Below are 19,195 nucleotides of genomic sequence, written 5' to 3'. Positions count from 1 at the left end.
CGGCGGATCCGCTCGCCGCTCAGCGCACGAAGCGGCCCTCGGGCGTGACGCGCACCATTTCGATGAAGCGCGAGCCGGTGGTGTTGCCGGTCGAGAAATCGATGTCCATGCCGGCCAGGCGGAACTTGAGCGCGCGCAGCGTCGCATGCAGGCGCGCGCGCGTCAGGTCGCGGCCGGTGCGCTTGAGCGCCTCGATCATCACCAGCCCGTTCAGGTAGCCCTCGAAGCTGCCGTAACCCACCGGCACCTGTGCCCGCTCCGCCAGCCGGCGATAGTCGCGCGTCACGGTCTCCACTTCGCCCCAGGGATAGGGCATGACTTGCGAGATCGCGAGGCCGCCTGCCTGCAGGGCCACCACCTTGGCCGTGACTTCGCCCGGCACGATCGACATGCCGTAGAACATCGGCTTGCTGCCGGCGGCGTAGGTGGCCTTGATCACCTCGCCGGCCACGGTGCCGGCCAGGTACATCAGGATGGCCTGCGATTGGCTGTCGGCCAGCGCCTTGCCGGCGGCGGCGGCGTCGGAGCCGTCGCCCTTGGCGACCACCTTGGCAGTCGGCACCAGCTTGTGCGGGACCATGGCCGCCTCGATCAGCTTGACCGCCTCGGCGCCGCCGGGGTTGTCGAGGTGGACGATCGCGATCTTGTTCACGCCGATGGTCGCCAGGTGCTCGACCAGGGCCTGCGCTTCACGGGCGTTGCTGGCGCGCACGAAGTAGGCCGAGCCCGCGACGCGTTCGCGCGCGCTGTCGCCCACCCCGTAGCCGCCCACGCTGGGCGCGCCGCTCTGCTGCAGCAGCTTCGCCGCGGCGGCCGTGGTGCCCGAGCCCACGCAGCCGAAGAAGGCGAACACGCGATGGTCGTTCAGCAGCTTGGTGTAGTTCTCCAGCGCCTTCTCGGGCTTCAGCTCGTCGTCCAGCGCCACCATCTTGATCTTGCGCCCGTTCACGCCGCCCTGTTCGTTGACGGCATCGAACGCCAGCGCGGCACCGTTGTGCACGACCTTGATCTGCGATCCGAGCGGACCGCTCAGGACAGCCGAACTGCCGAGCACGACTTCGCTGTCGCTCACCCCCGTTTCGGCGGCTTGCGCGCAGGAGAGCCGAGCGAGCCCGGCGGCGGCCACGGCCGTCGATGCGATAAAACTTCTGCGTTGCATGTAAGACCCATCCCAACTGACTTAACAAATTCTCACAATTAGAGACGATGGGTCCTTTCGTATTACTTGGTGCTTACCCTGACTGTGGCGGGCGGCGCAACTGCCACGCCGCGCAAATGGCCAGCGCGCAGAGGCCGGCGAGCATCGCGAACACCTCGTCGAACGCCGCGAGCCGCGCCGGGCTGGTCATCGGGTTGGCCAGCGAATCGCCGTGCGCCGCGAGCCGCCACTCCAGCACGATCGCGCACAGGCTCACGCCGGCCGCGCCGCCGAGCATGCGCACGAAGTTGATGGCGCTCGCGCCCTGCGGGATCAGCGGCTTGGCCAGCGGACGCATCGAGCCCAGGTTGAGCGAGGGCAGGATGAAGCCCAGCCCGATACGCCCGATGATCGCGAAGGCCACCAGCAGCCACAGCGCGCTGTCCAGCCGCAGCACCATCATCAGCGCGAACGAGGCCGCCAGCAGCGCGAGGCCGATGGTCACCAGCACCCAGGTCGGATGCTTGTCGGCCAGCCGGCCCACGCCCGCGATGGTGAGCGCCAGCACGATGCCCGCCGGCAGCAGGATGGTGCCCACGTGGGAAGCGGAGAGATGCAGCCCCACCTGCATGTACACCGGCAGCAGGTAGGTCGAGCCGAAGAGCGCCGTGCCGTAGATGAATGCGACCACGCTGCCCATCGCGAACTGCCGGTAGCGGAAGAGCGCGAGGTTCATCAGCGGCGTGCCGCCCGAGGCCGCGAGCCGCCGCTGCCACCATACGAAGACGCCGAACGAGAGCAGCGCGCCCGCCAGCAGCAGCGCCGCCTGCAGCGGCGAATCGCCGCGCAGCGCCACCAGGCCGTTGAGCAGGCACAGCGTGCCGACCGTGCCCAGCGCCAGTCCGCGTGCGTCCAGCCCGTCGCCGCGCGCGGCCGCCACGCCGCCGGGCGCGGTCTTGGGCACGAACTTGTAGGCCAGCCAGAGCGAGGCGAGGCAGAACGGCACCACCATGAAGAAGATCGAACGCCAGCCGAACAGGTCGACCAGCACGCCGCCGATGCTCGGCCCGATGGCCGGCGCCAGCACCACGCCCATGCCGAAGATGCCGCTGGCGCGCCCCTGCTCGTGCGGCTCGAAGGCGCGCAGGATGATGATGGCCGGAATGGGCTGAACCACGCCCGCGGCCAGCCCCTCGGCCACGCGCGCGAACAGCACCAGCGAGAAGTCGTTGGCCACACCGCCCACGATGCCGCCGATCAGCAGCAGGAGCATCGTGCCCACGTAGGTGCGGCGGTAGCCGTAGCGCGACAGCAGCCACGGCGTGGTGAGCATCGACACTGTCATCGCCACCATGAAGCCCGAGCTCACCCATTGCGCGCGCTCCTGTCCGAGCGAGAAGTGGTGGCTCATGCCGGGGATGGCCACGTTGACGATGGTCGAGGACATGATCGACGCCATCGTCCCCACCATCACCGACAGCAGCAGGTACCACCGGTAGCGTTCGCCGTAGCGCTGGCGCATCGTGCCGATGGAGGGCGGGGCCGGCGTGCTCGCGGCTTCTTGGGGCGGTGGGGAGGTCATGGGGCGGCGGAATGTCTCGGGTCCGTCGTCCTACAAGCATATCGGGCTTTGCGCGGCGGCAAATGAAAGGGGCGACCGCAAAATGCACCCGCTGTCCCTTCCGCGTCAGGAAGATCAATCAAGACAACTGCCGCATGAATGCTCCATCCGACGATCAAGCCAACGCCCAGCCGGTTGCCTCCGGCGAAGCGCAAGGGGAAGGCGCGCCCACCCTCGCCGCTGAGTTGGCCGCGCCCACCGTCAGCCGCGCCTACCGCTGCCAGTGCGAGCGCCCCGTGTTCCTGCGCAACAGCGAATGCCTGGCATGCCACACGCCGCTGGGCTACGTGATCGAGCGGCTCGGCGTGATGCCGCTCGCGCCCGCGGAAGGCGCGGGCGTGCAGCCTGGCACCTTCACTGTGTTCGGCGATCCGCACGGCAAGACCTACAGCCGCTGCGTGAACTTCATGACGCCGGCCGGCTGCAACTGGATGGTGCCCGCCGCGCGTGAAGGCGAGCAGCAGCCGCCCGACACGCATGGCCTCGCGCCCGGCTACTGCCTGGCCTGCAGCGTCACGCGCACCATTCCCGATCTCTCGGTGGAAGGCAACGGCGAACTCTGGCGCAAGCTCGAGACCGCCAAGCGCCGGCTGCTCTCGCAACTGCTCGCGCTGGGCCTGCCGGTGGTGAGCCGCCACGCCGATCCCGAGCACGGGCTGGCCTTCGACTTCCTCAGCAACACGCCGGGCGGCCCGCACGTGATGACCGGCCACCAGCACGGCGTGATCACCCTCAACGCCGAGGAGGCCGAGGACGCCGTGCGCGAGCGCATCCGCGCCGAGATGCGCGAGCCCTACCGCACCCTGCTGGGCCACTTCCGCCACGAGATCGGCCACTACTACTGGGACCTGCTGGTACAGCCCACGCAGTGGATCGACGACTTCCGCGCCCTCTTCGGCGACGAGCGCGCCGACTACGCCGCCGCGCTGCAGACGCACTACGAGCAGGGCCCGCCGCCCGACTGGGCCGACCGCTTCGTGAGCAGCTACGCCAGCACCCACCCATGGGAGGACTGGGCCGAGACCTGGGCCCACTACCTGCACATGGCCGACACCGCCGACACCGCGATGAGCTTCGGCGTCGACGCGACCAACGTCGAGCTCGCGAGCGACCTCTTCACGCCTGCCGACCTGTGGCAGCCCGACGACCCCGACGCCGGCAGGTTCCTCGACTTCATCAACGGCTGGGTGCTGCTCACCAACGTGCTCAACGAGCTGTCGCGCAGCATGGGCCAGCCCGACTACTACCCCTTCGTGCTGCCGCGCGTGGCGGTGGGCAAGCTGCAGTTCATCCACCGCGTGGTCACGCAGCAGCGGCCGGGCAATGCGCCCTCGATGGTGGTGGCCGGCGACATCGAGCCGGCCCAGGAGAGCCCCGCTCAGTCCTGAGGCGAGGGGTTGCCCATCGCGCAGCGCATGCAGATGCACGCGAGCCCGCGCATTTCTTCCGGCAGGTTGGTGAGCGGCGCCTTGCTGAAGTCGACCTGCATGCACCAGCAGGGCGGCTGCGCCTGGCCCGTCTCGCGCTCCATCTCCATCGCGCAGCGGTTCGCCTCGCCGCACAGCGGGCAGCGCGTGGCGTCGATCAGGCCGGCCGGAGCCTCTGCAGTGGTGGACATCATGAAATCTCGAAGGCCGGCAGCTTCTTCGCGACGACGTCGTTGCGCAGCGTCGCGTACACCGGCAGCCCGCCGCTGTAGGCGGGGTAGTCCTCGCCCTCGATCAGCGGCAGCAGGTAGCGGCGGCACTTCTCGGTGATGCCGTAGCCGTCGTCGGAGATGAAGTCGCGCGGCATCGGCTTCTCGACGTTGGCGACCGATTCGAGCGGCGCGCTGCCCAGGCGGTAGGCGTAGGGCGCGTCGGAGATGCGTTCGATGGTCGGCATCACCGCGTTGCGGCCTTCCAGCGCGAGCTCGACCGCACGCTGCCCCAGTTCGTAGGCCTGGCGCACGTCCGTGGCCGATGCGATGTGCCGCGCCGCGCGCTGAAGGTAGTCGGCCACGGCCCAGTGGAACTTGTGGCCCAGCGCGTCCTTGACCATCTGCGCCACCACCGGCGCCGCGCCGCCGAGCTGCGCATGGCCGAAGGCGTCGCGCGTGCCCTGCTCGGCGAGGAAGGTGCCATCGCGGTGGTGGCAGCCTTCGGATACCACCACCGAGCAGTAGCCGTGCTGCTTCACCAGCTCGTCCACGCGCGCGAGGAAGCGTGCCTTGTCGAACTCGATCTCGGGGAACAGCACCACCACCGGAATGCCCTGGTCCGCCGCGAGCCCGCCGGCCGCCGCGATCCACCCCGCATGCCGGCCCATCACCTCGAGCACGAACACCTTGGTTGAGGTGGCGGCCATCGAGCGCACGTCGAACGAAGCCTCGATGGTCGACACCGCCACGTACTTCGCGACCGAGCCGAAGCCGGGGCAGCAGTCGGTCAGCGGCAGGTCGTTGTCGATGGTCTTGGGCACGTGGATGGCCTGCAGCGCATAGCCCATCGACTGCGAGAGCTGGCTCACCTTGAAGCAGGTGTCGGCCGAATCGCCGCCGCCGTTGTAGAAGAAATAGCCGATGCCGTGCGCCTTGAACACCTCGATCAGCCGCTCGTACTCGCGCCGATTCTTCTCCAGCGACTTGAGCTTGTAGCGGCACGAGCCGAAGGCGCCGGAAGGCGTGGTGCGCAGCGCCGCGATGGCTTCGGCCGATTCGGCGCCGGTGTCGATCAGCTCTTCGGCCAGCGCGCCGATGATGCCGTTGCGCCCGGCGTACAGCTTGCCGATGCGGTCGGTGTAGCGGCGCGCCGTCTCGATCACGCCGCAGGCCGAGGCGTTGATGACCGATGTGACGCCGCCCGACTGGGCGTAGAAGGCGTTGGGGATGGACATGCGCGGCATTGTCGTGCAGCCCCCCGGGCGGCGCCAGTGGACGCCGGTGTCCGGATGTCAGCGGCTCTCGAACACCGGCGCGCGCTTCTGCAGGAAGGCGCTCACGCCCTCGCGGAAGCTGGGCTTGTCGATTAGCTCGCGCTGGCGCTCGCTCTCGTAGTGCAACTGTTCCTTCAGCGTGTGGTGCTCGGAGGCTTCGAAGGCTTCTCGCGCTTCCAGCACCGCGTGCGCGGGCAGGCGGGCCAGGCGTTGGGCGATGCCCTTGGCCTCTTCGAGCAGTTGCTCGTCGTCCACGCAGGCCCAGATCAGGCCCCACTGCACCGCACGTCCCGCGCCCACGCGCTCGTCGAGCAGTGCCATGCCCATGGCGCGCGCACGGCCCGCGCGGCGCGGGATGGCCCAGGTGCAGCCCAGGTCCGGCACGATGCCCAGCTTCGGCAGGAAGGGCAGGTAGAAGTAGGCGCTGCGTGCCGCGATGGTCACGTCGGCCGCGAGCGCCAGGCCCACGCCCGCACCGGCGGCCGGGCCGTTCACCGCCGCGACCACCGGCACCGGCAGCGTGCGCAGCGTCTCGATCAGCGGGTTGCTCAGGCTCTGCATCCACTCGGCGGTCTGCGTGCCGAGCGACTTGCCCTCTTCGGGCGGCGCCATCGCGCTCAGGTCGGCGCCCACGCAGAAGGCCTTGCCGGCGCCGGTGAGGATCACGGCGCGCACCGAGCGGTCGTCGCGGATGCGCTCCAGTGCGTCGCGCAGCTCGATCTGCAGGTCGCGCGCGATGGGGTTCAACTTGGCGGGCAGGTTCAGCGTCAGCGTCGCAATGCCGTCGGCCTGCTCCTGGAGGATAAGGGGTTGTGCAGCGGTGTCGGAACTCATGGCATCGATGGTTCGATGCGCATGGAGACCGGTCAAGCCGGGGACAACCCGTGGGAGCGAAGTCGCCATTGCGACCATGCGCTGGCATCCCGCGAACGCAGCGGCATCGCGGCCGGCTGCGCGTCGGACACGGTAATGCACGACGACTCCAGCGCCGACACCAGCACGCGCCGGTGGTCGGTGCTCTCGAAGCGTTCGCCGGGCTCCAGCACGATGTCGCGCGTGTCGCTGTCGATCGTGACCCACACCGAGCCGCTGCGGCATTCGATGCCCACTCCCGCGCCGTCGGGCACGGCGAAGACCGAGCGCTTCGGCAGGCTCACGTGGAAGCGGGAAGTGCTGGACGAGAAGGTCACGGCGGGAGAAGAAGAGGAGGTGATCGAAGAGGAAGAAGAGGTGCTCATGGCAAGCTCCATTGCATTCACTATGCGAATGAATATAGTGAACCGGAGCCCTTCTTACACACGGTCATTCGGAACTCGTTGCATGCGTACAGAGAATGCGAAAGCCGCCAATGCCACCGGCGTCGAGCTTCCCCCGCTCGAACTGCTGCGCAGCTTCGAGGCGGCTGCGCGCCGGCTGAGCTTCACGCTGGCGGCCTCGGAGCTGCACCTCACGCAGTCGGCCGTGAGCCGGCAGATCCAGCAGCTGGAAGCCAGCCTGGGCGTGCTGCTGTTCGAGCGGCGCCACCGCGCGCTGTCGCTCACCGAGGCCGGCGGCGTGCTGCAGCGCGCCGTTACCGACAGCCTCGAGCGCCTGCGCGACGCCACGGCGCGGGTGCGCGCGAGTTCCGCGCCCCGGCAGGTGGCGATCACCACCACGCCGGGCTTCGCGTCGATCTGGCTCATTCCGAAGCTGGCGCGCTTCACGGGCAGCCATCCGCAGGTCGACGTGCGCGTGTCGGCCACGCTCGACGTGCTCGACCTGGAAAGCAGCCGCATCGACCTGGCGGTGCGCTTCGTGCCCGTCGGGCGTGGCGTGGGGCCGGCGCTGTTCGAGGAGTCGGTGATCCCGCTGTGCTCGCCGCAGGTGGCTGCGTCGCTGCGCGAGCTTTCCGATTTCTCCAAGCTCACGCTGCTCACCGTCGAGTACCCCGACCACAGCGAGGCGCCCACTGCCGATTGGGAACCCTGGCTCAAGGTCATGGGGCTGGAAGACCTGCGCATGAAGAGCACGCTGCGCTTCACGCAGTACGCCGATGCGGTCTCGGCCGCTGTGGCGGGGCAGGGCGTGGTGATCGGCCGGCTGCCGCTGCTGAGCGATCTGGTGCGCGACGGCCGGCTCGTGGCGCCGCTGGGCGAGGGCGTTGCCTCGCACCGCGGCTACTTCATCGAGATGTCCAGGCGTGCCGCAGGCAACCGCGACGCGCAGGAGTTCGCGCAGTGGCTGCGCGACGAGGCCGAGGCCGCGCAGCGCAGTTGACGCACAGCGATGTCGATCAACCTGGCAGCAGCACCTTGTTCACGACATGGATCACGCCGTTGGACTGGTAGACGTTGGCGATCGTCACCGTCGCCGTGCCGCCCTTGGCGTCGGTCACCGTCACGTTGCCGCCGCTCATCGTCGCGGTGAGCGTGCCGCCGCTTGCGGTCTTCAGCGTGGCCTTGCCGCCGCCTGCGTTGATCGCGCTCATGAGCGCCGCGCTATCGAGCTTGCCGGGCACCACGTGATAGGTCAGCACCTTGGTCAGCGTGGGCTTGTTCTCGGGCTTGAGCAGCGTGTCGACGGTGCCGGCGGGCAGTGCCGCGAAGGCGGCGTTGGTCGGCGCGAACACGGTGAACGGGCCGGGGCTCTTCAGCGTGCCGACGAGGTCCGCGGCCTTCACGGCGGCGACAAGCGTGGTGTGGTCCTTCGAGTTCACCGCGTTGTCGACGATGTCCTTCGTCGGGTACATCGGCGCGCCGCCGACCATCGGGTTCGATGCCCCGCTGCCGTTGCCGCTCATGCCCATGCCGCCCGCGCAGGCTGCGAGGAGGACAGAGACGCTGGCTGCGATCACGAGTTTCTTCATTGAAGTCTCCTGGAAAGATGATGGATGGTTCTCGAGGCTCTCTGTGGAAACCGCCAGCAGATCGGAGGCGCAATGCGCTTGAACCTGATACGCCGCCTGCGCGCGATTGGATTCATCGGCCCTCCACGTAGGCTTTGCGCCACACAGGCGATGCGCGACGCTTGCGCATCGAACGCGCGAGCTACAGAATCCGCGCTTCGTTTTTCAGCAACAGTTTTTGCTCCCCGCGCGCCCGGCGACGATCGACCTCCCTGGCGACACACCCATCCAATGAACCGTTACCTGAACACCTGACCCGCACACCGACCGCCCCGGCCGGACGTGCATCCACGCATCCGCCGAGGCCCATCGACAAAGGCCCCGCGCAGCCATTCGCCGGGGCCTTTTTGTTTTTCGGAGTGTGTGCACATGAGTGCTCAACGAAGGGCCCGCGACGACGACAAGCGTCTGGGCCGGTTCTATTTCTCGGTGCCGAACGCGGCACCCCGCAACCCCGTGGTGGCAGCGCTGGCGCGCCGCGAAGCAAGCCAGAAGGCGGGCCGCCACCTGCGCACCCACAGCGCCGAGCGGCGCGCGCAGAAGGTGGCGCTGCAAAAGGCAGCGCGCAACATCGTGCAGGAGGACTGACCATGCGTGAAGACATGGACAAGGTCATCGTCGAACGGCCGCGCCGCGGTGGCGGCGTGCAGGGCGATGGACGCAAGTGGCGCAACAGCAAGGAGCGCGGCTCGCGACTGGGCATGAAGCAGGGCTACGAATACCCCAAGGGGCTCAACGAGAACCTCGCGCCGCTCAAGCGCTGGCTGCACAAGCAGGTGCACCGGCCTTGGGACAAGGTGTATTCGGAGCTTTGCAGCACCATCGATCGACGCAGCGTCGTGCAGGCGCATATCTTCGAGCACATCGACGACTTCGTCGAACGCGATGCGGTGATGCACGACGGGCAGGTGCTGGTGCGTGCAGGATGGTGGGGCCGCGGTGAGCGCGTGCCGCTGGAGGAGGCTTCGCGGGTAAAGCTTTTCGTGCACCCCGCCACCGGCATCCTTCTGCCCAACCGCCGGTTTTCACAGGCTCGACGGCGTGAGCGCGGCGGCACGAAGGCAGAGCTGTCGTTCGTCGTGATCGACGAACTCACGCAATGGCACCGCGTGAACGGCGACTGGTTCGAGATCACCTTGGCAGCCACGCCGCCCATGAAGGCCCCGGGTGTCTGGGACAAGCGTTTCGACGTGCTGCGGCGCTGCTTCGTCAGGACCACGTGTGCGTGGGGCCGGCCGGAGTTCGGCGTGTCGAGCAACCGGGCCATGTACGGGCGCGACGACGTCTATGCCGCAACCAAGCGCCAGCTCAGCCGCAAGGAGATCCGCGCGCGCCTGGGCGAAGACGTCTGAAGCCGTTCGTCAGGTAGAGGCAAAGTCGCATCGCGCATGATGCAGGCGCCGCGCCACCCGCGATGAAAGAAAGCACGATGAATCTCACCGCCTCCAACTGGTTCCTCTGGGCCGCCCTCTCGGCCGTCTTCGCCGCGCTGACGGCCATCCTCGCCAAGCTGGGCCTGGCCGGTGTCGATTCGGACATGGCGACGCTGGTGCGCACCGTGGTCATCTTCGCGGTGCTGCTGGTCTTCGTGAACGCCACCGGCAAGTGGACGAACCCGCTGCAGCTCTCGCCGCGCACCTGGCTCTTTCTCGTGCTCTCGGGGCTTGCGACCGGCGCGTCGTGGGTCTGCTACTTCCGCGCGCTCAAGGTGGGCGATGCCTCGCGCGTCGCGCCGGTCGACAAGCTCAGCGTTGTGCTGGTCGTGCTCTTCGCCGTGATATTCCTCGGCGAGCGACCCTCCGGCCGCGAATGGGCGGGCGTGGCGATGATCGCGGGCGGCGTGCTGATGCTCGCGATCAAGCGCTGAACTGCGCTGCCGGCCGTGCTGCCGCGCGCGGCAGAAGGAGGAATGCCAGGTTGCCCGCAGCCAGCATGCCCGCCACCGTGAAGAACACCGCGCGGAACGGCTCGACGCCGTTCGCCACGGCCCACGACGCGGCCACGCCGGTGGTCCACTGCATCAGCGAGACGCCGAGGAACATCGCCATGTTCATCAGCGCCATCGCGCGCCCCGTCATGGCTGCCGGGTAGGCGTTCTTGGTGTAGGCGTACTGCAGCACGCTGTAGCCCGAGAGAAGGCCGTAGACGATCGGCAGGCCGATGTCGATCGTGCGCGAATGCGTCAGTGCCATCGCGCCGAACATCAGCGAGCCCGCGAGCGCGCAGCCCATCATCCAGCGCGTGCGCCGCGCGCCGCCCGGGTCCATGCGGCCGAAGAGCGTCGGGCTGATCATGCCGGCGACGGTCATCACCAGCGCGACGTTGCCGCTGGCCACCAGCGAGAGGCCGTGCCGCTCGTGCAGCACCGGGCCTAGCCACAGGCCGCGCAGCGTGATGAAGGCGGCATACGACACGCATGCGAAGCACAGCAGGCCCAGCGTGTGCGGCATCGCGAACAGCGGCAGCAGTTCGCGCACGGCCTTGCGCAGCGACTGTCGCTCCGCCCGTTCCGGCAGCGCGATATCGGCGGCACGTGCAGGCTCGCGCACGCGCCAGAAGATGATCAGCCACGACAGCACAGCGAACGACCCCAGCACCGCATAGCCCACGCGCCACGACGAAGCCTCGATCAGCAGCGCCAGCGGCGTGCCCGTGAACAGGATGCCCATGCCGGCCAGGCTCATCACCAGCCCCGACATCGCGGTGAAGCGCGAGGCATCGAAGTGCCGCGCGATGAACACCGTGCAGGCCAGGAAGGCCGGCGCGCAGCCCACGCCGATCAGCGCCTGCCCCAGCAGCAGCGCGTGGAAGTCCGGCGCCATCGCGCACAGCACCGCACCCGCGATCGCCAGCGGAAAGGCCGCCAGCACCGTGCGCCGCACGCCGAAGATGTCGATCGACACGCCCATCGCGAGCTGCATGATCCCGAACATGAAATGGAAGGTGCCCGCCCAGGTGCCCAGCTGCTGCGGCGTGAGCCCGAAGTGGTTGCCGAGCGGCGTGGCCATCATGGCGCCGACGGTGCGGAAAGCCTGGCTCAGGGCGAAGGCGGTGGCCAGGGCCACGAGCATGGCGGCCGCGGAAGAAGTCCAGCGCGGCGGAGGCGGCGATGCCGCGTTCGTGTTCATCGGGGAGGAGGAGCGGGAGGCGAAGGGGACCCCGTCGATGCTAACGGCAGGCCGCCCATCATGCAGAACGGCGCCCTCGGGCGCCGTTCGTTGCGTGCGTCAGGCCCGGCGCGATGCCGGGCCGGGCAAGGCAATCAGGCTTCGCCCTTCACCTTCAACCGCCACGCATGCAGCAGCGGCTCCGTATACCCGCTCGGCTGCTCGATGCCCTTGAACACCAGGTCCTGCGCCGCCTTGTAGGCCGCCGAGGTGGTGAAGTTGCCGGCCATCGGCTTATAGAGCGGGTCGCCTGCGTTCTGCTCGTCGACCACCTTGGCCATGCGCTGGAAGGTCTCGTCGACCTGGGCCTTGGTGACCACGCCGTGCAGCAGCCAGTTGGCGATGTGCTGGCTGGAGATGCGCAGGGTGGCGCGGTCTTCCATCAGGCCGACGTTGTGGATGTCGGGCACCTTCGAGCAGCCCACGCCCTGGTCGATCCAGCGCACCACGTAGCCGAGGATGCCCTGCACGTTGTTGTCGATTTCCTGCTGGCGCTCTTCGGCGGTCCACTTGGCCTCCGCCGCGATCGGCACCTGCAGCAGGGCGTTGAGGATGTTGTCGCGCTCCGCGTCGGCGTCGATCTTCTCCAGCTCCTGCTGCACCGCGGTCACGCTGACCTGGTGGTAGTGCAGCGCGTGCAGCGTGGCGGCGGTGGGCGAGGGCACCCAGGCGGTGTTGGCGCCGGCCTTGGGGTGGCCGATCTTCTGCTCGAGCATGGCGGCCATCAGGTCGGGCATGGCCCACATGCCCTTGCCGATCTGCGCCTTGCCGCGCAGGCCGCTCGAGAGGCCGACCAGCACGTTGTTCTTTTCGTAGGCGCCGATCCATGCGCTGGACTTCATGTCGCCCTTGCGGATCATCGGGCCACCCTGCATGGCGGTGTGCATCTCGTCGCCGGTGCGGTCGAGGAAGCCGGTGTTGATGAAGGCCACGCGCGCGGCGGCCTCGGCGATGCAGGCCTTGAGGTTCACGCTGGTGCGGCGCTCCTCGTCCATGATGCCCAGCTTCACGGTGTTGGCGGGCAGGCCCAGCAGCTGCTCGACGCGGCCGAAAAGTTCGCTGGCGAAGGCCACTTCGGCCGGGCCGTGCATCTTCGGCTTGACGATGTAGATGCTGCCGGTGCGCGAGTTGCCCTTGCGCTTGAGGTCGATGGTGGCGATGGTGGTGGTCACCACGGCATCGAGGATGCCCTCGGGGATTTCCTTGCCATCTGCGTACAGCACGGCCGGGTTGGTCATCAGGTGGCCCACGTTGCGCAGGAACATGAGCGAGCGGCCGTGCAGCTTCACGGGCTTGCCGTCGGCGCCGGTGTATTCGCGGTCGGCGTTCAGGCCGCGCGTGAAGGTCTTGTCGCCCTTGGTGACTTCTTCCGTGAGCGTGCCTTCGACGATGCCCAGCCAGTTCGAGTACGCCACCACCTTGTCGGCGGCGTCGACCACGGCCACCGAGTCTTCCAGGTCGAGGATGGTGGAGAGCGCGGCTTCGAGCACCAGGTCGCTCACGCCGGCGGCATCGCTCTTGCCGATGGGCGTGGAGCGGTCGATGCGGATGTCCAGGTGGATGCCGTTGTGCTTGAGCAGCACCGACGACGGCGAGGCGGCGTCGCCCTGGAAGCCGACGAATTGCGATGCATCGGCCAGGCCGGTGCTGCTGCTTTGCAGCGCGACGACGAGCTTGCCGTCCTTCACGCTGTAGCCGGTGGCGTTCTTGTGCGAGCCGTTGATCAGCGGCGCGGCCTGGTCGAGCACGTTGCGCGCGAACTCGATGACCTTGGCGCCGCGCACCGGGTTGTAGCCCTTGCCCTTCTCGGCTCCGCCGGTCTCGGGAATCGCGTCGGTGCCGTAGAGCGCGTCGTACAGCGAGCCCCAGCGCGCGTTGGCCGCGTTCAGCGCATAGCGCGCGTTGAGGATGGGCACCACCAGCTGCGGACCGGCCTGCAGCGCGAGTTCGGAGTCGACGTTGGCGGTCGTGGCCTTCACGCCCTTGGGCTGGGGCAGCAGGTAGCCGATCTTCTCGAGGAAGGCGCGGTACGCCGGCATGTCGGCGATGGGGCCGGGGTTCTTCCTGTGCCAGGCGTCGAGCTCGCTCTGCAGGCGGTCGCGCTCGGCGAGCAGGGCGATGTTCTTCGGCGCGAGGTCGCTGACGATGGCGTCGAAGCCCTTCCAGAAGACGTCGCTGGCCACGCCGCTGGCGGGGAGGACCTTCTCTTCGATGAAGCGGTGCAGTTCGGTCGCGACCTGGAGTCCGTGGGCGGTGGTGCGGGCGGTCATGTGGGTTTCTCCTTGAGAAAAATGCAATCCTGGGACGAACTTTATTCGATACTTTGCTGGCGAGTAAGAGCCTGAATCGGGATTTATCCGTGACAAAAATAGAGGTAATGAATGCGCGGCCCTCAGGAGCGCAAAGGGTAGGCACTGATAAGAAGGCCGCAGGCGCCGGATATATTTAACTTCTTAAATAAATCCGTCATCTTCAGCACGTCAGCTTCCATGATCCTCCTGGCCTCCAACGAAAACCCCCTGGGCATGCCCGACTCGGCCCGCTGCGCGGCCGCCGAAGCGCTCGCGGGCGCCGGCAACTATCCCGACAGCAACGGCACGGCGCTGAAGAACGCGCTGGCCGCCCGGCTCGACGTGCCGGTCGACTGGCTCACGCTGGGCAGCGGATCGAGCGAGATCCTCGAACTCGCGGCGCAGGTGAGCCTGAAGCCGGGCGAGGGCGTGGTCTATTCGCAGTACGGCTTCATCGTCTACGCGCAGGCCGCGGCGCATGCTCATGCGCACGCAACTGTCGTGCCCTCGCGCAACTTCGGCCACGACCTCGACGCCATGCGCGCCGCCATCGGCGAAGACACGAAGCTGGTGTTCGTCGCCAACCCGAACAACCCGACCGGCACCTTCATCGACGCCGCGCCGCTGGCGGCCTTCCTGCAGTCGGTGCCCGCGCACGTGACGGTGCTGCTGGACGAGGCCTACACAGAATACCTTTCGCCCGCGCAGCGCTACGACAGCATCGAATGGGTGCGGCGCCTGCCCAACCTGATCGTGGCGCGTACCTTCTCCAAGGCCTTCGGGCTGGCGGGGCTGCGCATCGGCTACGGCGTGTCGCAGCCGGCGCTCACGTCGCGCATGAACGCGCAGCGCCCGCGCTTCAACGTGACGACCCCGGCGCAGGCGGCTGCGGTGGCCGCGCTGGGCGACGCCGATTTCCTTGCGCGCACCTACGAGCTCAACACGGCAGGGCGCGACCAGCTCGCGGCCGGCTTCAAGGAACTGGGCCTCGAATACGTGCCCTCGTCCGGCAACTTCTTGATGGTGCGGGTCGGCGACGCACAGGCCGTGCACGCGCGCCTGCTGGCCGCCGGCATCGAGGTTTCGCTGCTCGGCCCCTACGGCCTGCCCGAATGGCTGCGCATCAGCATCGGCCTGCCGGAGCAGAACCGCGCGGTGCTGGCCGCGCTGCACTGACCGGGGCTGGGCCCTGCTTCTTCGCTCGGTCAGACCTGTCCGCTCAGTTCCCTGGCCGCCGCGCGCACCGGCTCGATGTAGCGCTCGTCATAGCGGTGCGTGGGCATGGTCAGCGTGACCGCGGCCGCGAGGCTGCCGTCGGCGTGGAGCACGGGCGCCGAGATGCCGGCCAGCTCGGCAGTGCGGTCGCCCACCAGCGCGCACCAGCCCTGCGCACGGATGGTGTCGTAGAGCTTGCGTTCCTTCGTGCCGCGCGGCAGTTCGGCTTCGGGGCCGAAGGCGATCAGCACGCGCGCGCCCGCGCCGCGGTCGTTGGGCAGCAGGTCGCCGGCGCGCACGTGGTCGCGCACCACGTGCGGCGAATCGATGCGGAACTGGCACAGCCGCACCCAGCTGTCGCCCTGGGGCTGCCGCACGTGGTATGCCGCGCTTTCGCCGGTGGTTGCGACCAGCGCGCGCAGCACCGGCAGCACGATCCGGTCGAGCGACTGCGAGGCCGCGTAGAGGCCGTGCAGCCGCGCGATCTCCATGCCCAGCGCATAGCGGCCGTCGTCCTGCCGGCGGATCAGCCGCGCGTGTTCCAGCGAGGCCAGCAGCCGCAGCACTGTGCTCTTGTAGAGCTGCGTGCGCTCGGCGAACTGCGCGAGCGACAGCGCCTCGTCGCCCGGCTGGAAGGCCGAGAGCAGGCTCAGCGCGCGGTCGACCGCGGCGGCGCCGCCGGGGGCGGCGTTGAGATCGGAGACGGATTCGGTCTGGGCTTTTCGGGGCATGGCTGGGGAGGGCAGGGAATGGCGCGGCTTGACAGTCGGGGTGGATCGACGGTCTAATTCTGTTTAACGGAATGTAGTTCTATAAGACAGAACAGTCAAGCGCAAGGAGACAGAATCCGATGACAACCCCCGACGTCCTCATCAGCGAGGTCGGCCCGCGCGACGGCCTGCAGTCGGTCAAGGCCACCATGCCCACCGCCGACAAGCTGCGCTGGATCGACGCGCTCTACGCCGCCGGCGTGCGCGAGATCGAGGTCGCCTCCTTCGTGCCCGCGAAGCTGCTGCCGCAGATGGCCGATGCCGCCGAGGTGGTGCGCCACGCCGTCACGCTGCCGGGCCTCGTGGTGATGGCCCTGGTGCCCAACCGCAAGGGCGGGCAGGCCGCGCTCGAAGCCGGCGCGCACAAGCTCACCATGCCGGTGTCGGCCAGCGTGGCGCATTCGCTGGCCAACGTGCGCAAGACGCCCACCGAGATGGTCGAGGAGGTGCGCGCCATCTCCGACCTGCGCCGCGAGATCGCGCCACAGGCGAAGCTGGAGGCCGGCATCTCCACCGCCTTCGGCTGCACGCTGCAGGGTCTGGTGCCCGAGGACGACGTGATCCGCCTCGCCGCGCAGTGCATCGAAGCGGGCGCCGACGAGTCGGGCCTGTCCGACACCGTGGGCTATGCCAACCCCGCGCAGGTGCGCCGCCTCTTCAAGCGCCTGCGCGCGGAGATCGGCAAGCACGCCGGCGCGGCCCACATGCACAACACGCGCGGCCTCGGCCTGGCCAACTGCCTCGCCGCGTGGGACGAGGGCGTGCGCACCTTCGACGCATCGCTGGGCGGCCTGGGCGGCTGCCCCTATGCGCCGGGCGCCTCGGGCAACGCAGTCACCGAAGACCTGGTCTTCATGTTCGAGGCCATGGGTGTGCGCACCGGCATCGACATCCAGAAACTCATCGCGGCGCGCGCGCCGCTCATGGCCGGCCTGCCCGGCGAACCGGTGTACGGCATGACGCCCGAGGCCGGTCTGCCGAAAGGCTTTGTCCAGGAACCCGTCGCTCATGCCTGAAGCCAATTCCCCGTCGAATCCGTTGCCCTACGCGGGCGTGCGCGTGGTCGAGTTCACCCACATGGTCATGGGCCCGACCTGTGGCCTGCTGCTGGCCGACCTCGGCGCCGAGGTCATCAAGGTCGAGCCCATCGAGGGCGACAGCACGCGGCGCCTGCTGGGCTCGGGCTCGGGCTTCTTCCCGACCTTCAACCGCAACAAGAAGAGCATCGCGCTCGACCTTAAGAAGCCCGAGGGCGTGGAGGCCGCGCTGCGGCTGATCGCCACCGCCGACATCGTGAGCGAGAACTTCAAGCCCGGCACCATGAAGAAGCTGGGGCTCGACTACGACACGTTGGCCAAGCTCAACCCGCGCCTCATCTACGTGAGCCACAAAGGCTTCCTGCCCGGCCCCTACGACCACCGCACCGCGCTCGACGAGGTGGTGCAGATGATGGGCGGCCTCGCCTACATGACCGGCCGCTCGGGCGACCCACTGCGCGCGGGCACCAGCGTGAACGACATCATGGGCGGCATGTTCGGCGCCATCGGCGCAATGGCCGCGCTGCGCCAGCGCGACATCACCGGCAAGGGCTGCGAGGTGCAGTCGGCGCTGTTCGAGAACAACGTGTTCCTGGTCGCGCAGCACATGATGCAGTTCGCCGCCACCGGCAAGGCGGCCGACCCGATGCCCAGCCGCATCTCGGCCTGGGCGGTGTACGACGTGTTCACCGTGAAGGACGGCGAGCAGATCTTCCTGGCGGCCGTGAGCGACAAGCAGTGGGCCATCTTCTGCAAGGCCTTCGGCCTCGACGAGATGCTGGCCGACCCGCGCCTGAAGACCAACAACGACCGCGTGCTGGCGCGCGAATGGATGATGCCCATCCTGCGCTCGCACCTCGCCAACCACAGCGCGGCCGAGCTCGCCGCGGTGTTCGAGAAGAACGAGCTGCCCTTCGCGCCCATCACCCGGCCGCAGGAGCTGTTCGACGATCCGCACCTCAACGCCACCGGCGGCCTCGCGCCGGTGCGCATGAACGACGGCAGCATGGCGAAGGTGCCGCTCATGCCGTTCACGCTCGACGGCGAACGCCCGGGCATCCGCCTGCAGCCGCCGCGCACGGGCGAGCACGGCCGCGAGCTGCTGAAAGAAGTGGGCTACAGCGACGAGGAAATCGCCGCGCTCGAAACACAACACATCACCCTCGGAGACTGACCTCATGTTTTCCAATGCACGGCGCGCCTTGCTGGCGTGCGCCGCGGCCGCCGCATGGCTGAACGCCGCACCCGCCCTCGCCGATACGGCCTGGCCCGACAAGCCGGTGCGGCTCATCGTTCCCTACACGCCCGGCGGCGCCACCGACATCGTGGCGCGGCTGGTCGCGCAGAAGCTGGCCGACGACACCAAGTGGACCTTCATCGTCGACAACCGCGCTGGCGGCAACGGCAACATCGGCATGGACGTCGTGGCCAAGGCCAAGCCCGACGGCTACACCATCGGCCTGGGCCAGACGGCGAACCTCGCGATAAACCCGACGCTCTTCCCGAAGATGCCCTACGACGCATTGAAGGACCTGGCGCCGGTGTCGGTCGTGGCCTCGCAACCCGTGGTGCTCGTGGTACGCGCGGACGCACCGTTCAAGTCGCTGGCCGACCTGGTCGCCGCCGCCAAGGCCAAGCCGGGCGAGATCCGCCAGGCGCTCGCGGGCACCGGCACGCTGGGCCACATGGCCGGCGAGGTGCTCGCCAAGCGCGCGGGCTTCAAGGTGCTCAACGTGCCGTACAAGGGCGCCGCGCCGGCCATCACCGACCTGCTCGGCGGCCAGACCGACTACATGTTCGCCACGCCGCAGGGCGCGCTCTCGATGGTGAAGGGCGGCCGCCTGCGCGCGCTGGCCGTCACGTCGGCCAAGCGCCTGCCGGTGATGCCCGACGTGCCCACCGTGGCAGAGAGCTACAAGGGCTTCGAGGCGGTGGACTGGAAGGCGCTGGTCGCGCCGGCAGGCACCAGCCCCGAGATCGTGAAGAAGCTCAGTGCCGCCGTCGACAAGGCGCTGGCCAAGCCCGCGACCATCTCGCAGCTGCTGGCCGAAGGCAGCACGCCCGTGGGCGGTACGCCGGAGCAGGCGGCGCAGTACATCAAGGCCGAGCACGCGCGCTGGGGCGCGGCGGTGCGCGACGCGGGCGTGCGGCCCGAATAA

18 protein-coding genes and 1 pseudogene are annotated in these 19,195 nt (G+C 68.7%); 9 read left to right on the top strand and 10 right to left on the bottom strand.

Going from position 1 to position 19,195, the window contains the following annotated elements:
- Nucleotides 1-19: 19 nt before the first annotated feature.
- Both ACAM57_RS29230 and ACAM57_RS29225 read right to left on the bottom strand, forming a co-directional pair.
- Nucleotides 20-1,159: an ABC transporter substrate-binding protein gene (locus tag ACAM57_RS29230; RefSeq protein WP_126022221.1), complete on the bottom strand. Its 1,140-nt coding sequence runs from the start codon at nucleotides 1,157-1,159 to the stop codon at nucleotides 20-22.
- A gap of 73 nt (nucleotides 1,160-1,232) precedes the next feature.
- Nucleotides 1,233-2,720 carry a DHA2 family efflux MFS transporter permease subunit gene (locus ACAM57_RS29225; RefSeq protein ID WP_369659861.1) on the bottom strand — a complete coding sequence of 496 codons (1,488 nt, stop codon included), beginning with the start codon at nucleotides 2,718-2,720 and terminating at the stop codon, nucleotides 1,233-1,235.
- A gap of 134 nt (nucleotides 2,721-2,854) precedes the next feature.
- On the opposite strand from ACAM57_RS29225, the gene ACAM57_RS29220 reads away from it, so the two are divergent.
- Entirely contained in the window at nucleotides 2,855-4,147 is a 1,293-nt protein-coding gene (locus tag ACAM57_RS29220) for a putative zinc-binding metallopeptidase (protein WP_369659860.1), read from the top strand.
- Here the strand turns inward: ACAM57_RS29220 and ACAM57_RS29215 are convergent.
- Genes ACAM57_RS29215 through ACAM57_RS29200 form a run of 4 tightly spaced genes read right to left on the bottom strand, consistent with a single transcriptional unit; the run spans nucleotide 4,138 to nucleotide 6,910 of the window.
- Nucleotides 4,138-4,380, bottom strand: a complete 243-nt coding sequence (locus tag ACAM57_RS29215; RefSeq protein ID WP_369659859.1) for a cysteine-rich CWC family protein — start codon at nucleotides 4,378-4,380, stop codon at nucleotides 4,138-4,140. The two genes, ACAM57_RS29220 and ACAM57_RS29215, sit on opposite strands and share 10 nt — an antisense overlap.
- Nucleotides 4,377-5,633 carry a 6-phosphofructokinase gene (locus tag ACAM57_RS29210; protein ID WP_369659858.1) on the bottom strand — a complete coding sequence of 419 codons (1,257 nt, stop codon included), beginning with the start codon at nucleotides 5,631-5,633 and terminating at the stop codon, nucleotides 4,377-4,379. Before ACAM57_RS29210 ends, ACAM57_RS29215 begins: the two co-directional genes overlap by 4 nt.
- Nucleotides 5,634-5,690: 57 nt before the next feature.
- Nucleotides 5,691-6,506 carry an enoyl-CoA hydratase-related protein gene (locus ACAM57_RS29205; protein WP_369659857.1) on the bottom strand — a complete coding sequence of 272 codons (816 nt, stop codon included), beginning with the start codon at nucleotides 6,504-6,506 and terminating at the stop codon, nucleotides 5,691-5,693.
- A gap of 32 nt (nucleotides 6,507-6,538) precedes the next feature.
- Complete coding sequence (locus ACAM57_RS29200; RefSeq protein WP_369659856.1) at nucleotides 6,539-6,910, bottom strand: DUF2917 domain-containing protein; 372 nt, start codon at nucleotides 6,908-6,910, stop codon at nucleotides 6,539-6,541.
- A gap of 82 nt (nucleotides 6,911-6,992) precedes the next feature.
- Between ACAM57_RS29200 and ACAM57_RS29195 the strand changes: the two genes are divergently transcribed.
- Nucleotides 6,993-7,928, top strand: coding sequence for a LysR substrate-binding domain-containing protein (locus ACAM57_RS29195; RefSeq protein ID WP_369659855.1), 936 nt, complete (start codon nucleotides 6,993-6,995; stop codon nucleotides 7,926-7,928).
- Between the two features lie 16 nt (nucleotides 7,929-7,944).
- Here ACAM57_RS29195 and ACAM57_RS29190 read toward each other — a convergent pair whose 3' ends face one another.
- Nucleotides 7,945-8,457 carry a fasciclin domain-containing protein gene (locus tag ACAM57_RS29190; RefSeq protein ID WP_369662492.1) on the bottom strand — a complete coding sequence of 171 codons (513 nt, stop codon included), beginning with the start codon at nucleotides 8,455-8,457 and terminating at the stop codon, nucleotides 7,945-7,947.
- A gap of 468 nt (nucleotides 8,458-8,925) precedes the next feature.
- On the opposite strand from ACAM57_RS29190, the gene ACAM57_RS29185 reads away from it, so the two are divergent.
- From ACAM57_RS29185 to ACAM57_RS29175, 3 genes are all read left to right on the top strand, one after another.
- A complete protein-coding gene (locus ACAM57_RS29185; protein WP_126183986.1) occupies nucleotides 8,926-9,144 on the top strand; it encodes a hypothetical protein in 219 nt (72 codons plus the stop codon).
- 2 nt (nucleotides 9,145-9,146) lie between these two features.
- Nucleotides 9,147-9,908 carry a hypothetical protein gene (locus tag ACAM57_RS29180; protein ID WP_369659854.1) on the top strand — a complete coding sequence of 254 codons (762 nt, stop codon included), beginning with the start codon at nucleotides 9,147-9,149 and terminating at the stop codon, nucleotides 9,906-9,908.
- 77 nt (nucleotides 9,909-9,985) lie between these two features.
- The gene (locus tag ACAM57_RS29175; protein WP_126022213.1) at nucleotides 9,986-10,423 is read left to right on the top strand and encodes an EamA family transporter; all 438 of its coding nucleotides are present in this window, start codon (nucleotides 9,986-9,988) and stop codon (nucleotides 10,421-10,423) included.
- Here ACAM57_RS29175 and ACAM57_RS29170 read toward each other — a convergent pair.
- On the bottom strand, nucleotides 10,413-11,684 hold the full coding sequence (locus tag ACAM57_RS29170) for an MFS transporter (protein WP_369659853.1): 1,272 nt from the start codon (nucleotides 11,682-11,684) through the stop codon (nucleotides 10,413-10,415). The two genes, ACAM57_RS29175 and ACAM57_RS29170, sit on opposite strands and share 11 nt — an antisense overlap.
- A gap of 134 nt (nucleotides 11,685-11,818) precedes the next feature.
- Nucleotides 11,819-13,993 carry a malate synthase G gene (locus ACAM57_RS29165; protein ID WP_369659852.1) on the bottom strand — a complete coding sequence of 725 codons (2,175 nt, stop codon included), beginning with the start codon at nucleotides 13,991-13,993 and terminating at the stop codon, nucleotides 11,819-11,821.
- A 213-nt stretch (nucleotides 13,994-14,206) separates the two neighbouring features.
- On the opposite strand from ACAM57_RS29165, the pseudogene hisC reads away from it, so the two are divergent.
- A pseudogene (hisC, locus tag ACAM57_RS29160) lies at nucleotides 14,207-15,190 on the top strand (histidinol-phosphate transaminase); the annotation flags it as partial.
- 29 nt (nucleotides 15,191-15,219) lie between these two features.
- Here hisC and ACAM57_RS29155 read toward each other — a convergent pair.
- On the bottom strand, nucleotides 15,220-15,960 hold the full coding sequence (locus tag ACAM57_RS29155) for an IclR family transcriptional regulator (protein WP_369659851.1): 741 nt from the start codon (nucleotides 15,958-15,960) through the stop codon (nucleotides 15,220-15,222).
- Between the two features lie 119 nt (nucleotides 15,961-16,079).
- Here ACAM57_RS29155 and ACAM57_RS29150 point away from each other — a divergent pair, with 119 nt between their 5' ends.
- The 3 genes from ACAM57_RS29150 to ACAM57_RS29140 are packed head-to-tail and all read left to right on the top strand — an operon-like array spanning nucleotide 16,080 to nucleotide 19,195.
- Nucleotides 16,080-17,015 (top strand): hydroxymethylglutaryl-CoA lyase, encoded by a 936-nt coding sequence (locus tag ACAM57_RS29150; protein ID WP_369659850.1) that lies wholly within the window; start codon nucleotides 16,080-16,082, stop codon nucleotides 17,013-17,015.
- Nucleotides 17,008-18,210: a CaiB/BaiF CoA transferase family protein gene (locus tag ACAM57_RS29145; protein ID WP_369659849.1), complete on the top strand. Its 1,203-nt coding sequence runs from the start codon at nucleotides 17,008-17,010 to the stop codon at nucleotides 18,208-18,210. Before ACAM57_RS29150 ends, ACAM57_RS29145 begins: the two co-directional genes overlap by 8 nt.
- Nucleotides 18,211-18,214: 4 nt before the next feature.
- Nucleotides 18,215-19,195: a tripartite tricarboxylate transporter substrate binding protein gene (locus ACAM57_RS29140; protein ID WP_126022207.1), complete on the top strand. Its 981-nt coding sequence runs from the start codon at nucleotides 18,215-18,217 to the stop codon at nucleotides 19,193-19,195.

The organism is Variovorax sp. V15 (genome assembly GCF_041154425.1).
Lineage (GTDB): Bacteria > Pseudomonadota > Gammaproteobacteria > Burkholderiales > Burkholderiaceae_C > Variovorax > Variovorax guangxiensis.
Note: the sequence above shows the minus strand (reverse complement) of the source record. Positions and strands in the feature narration are given on the sequence as shown.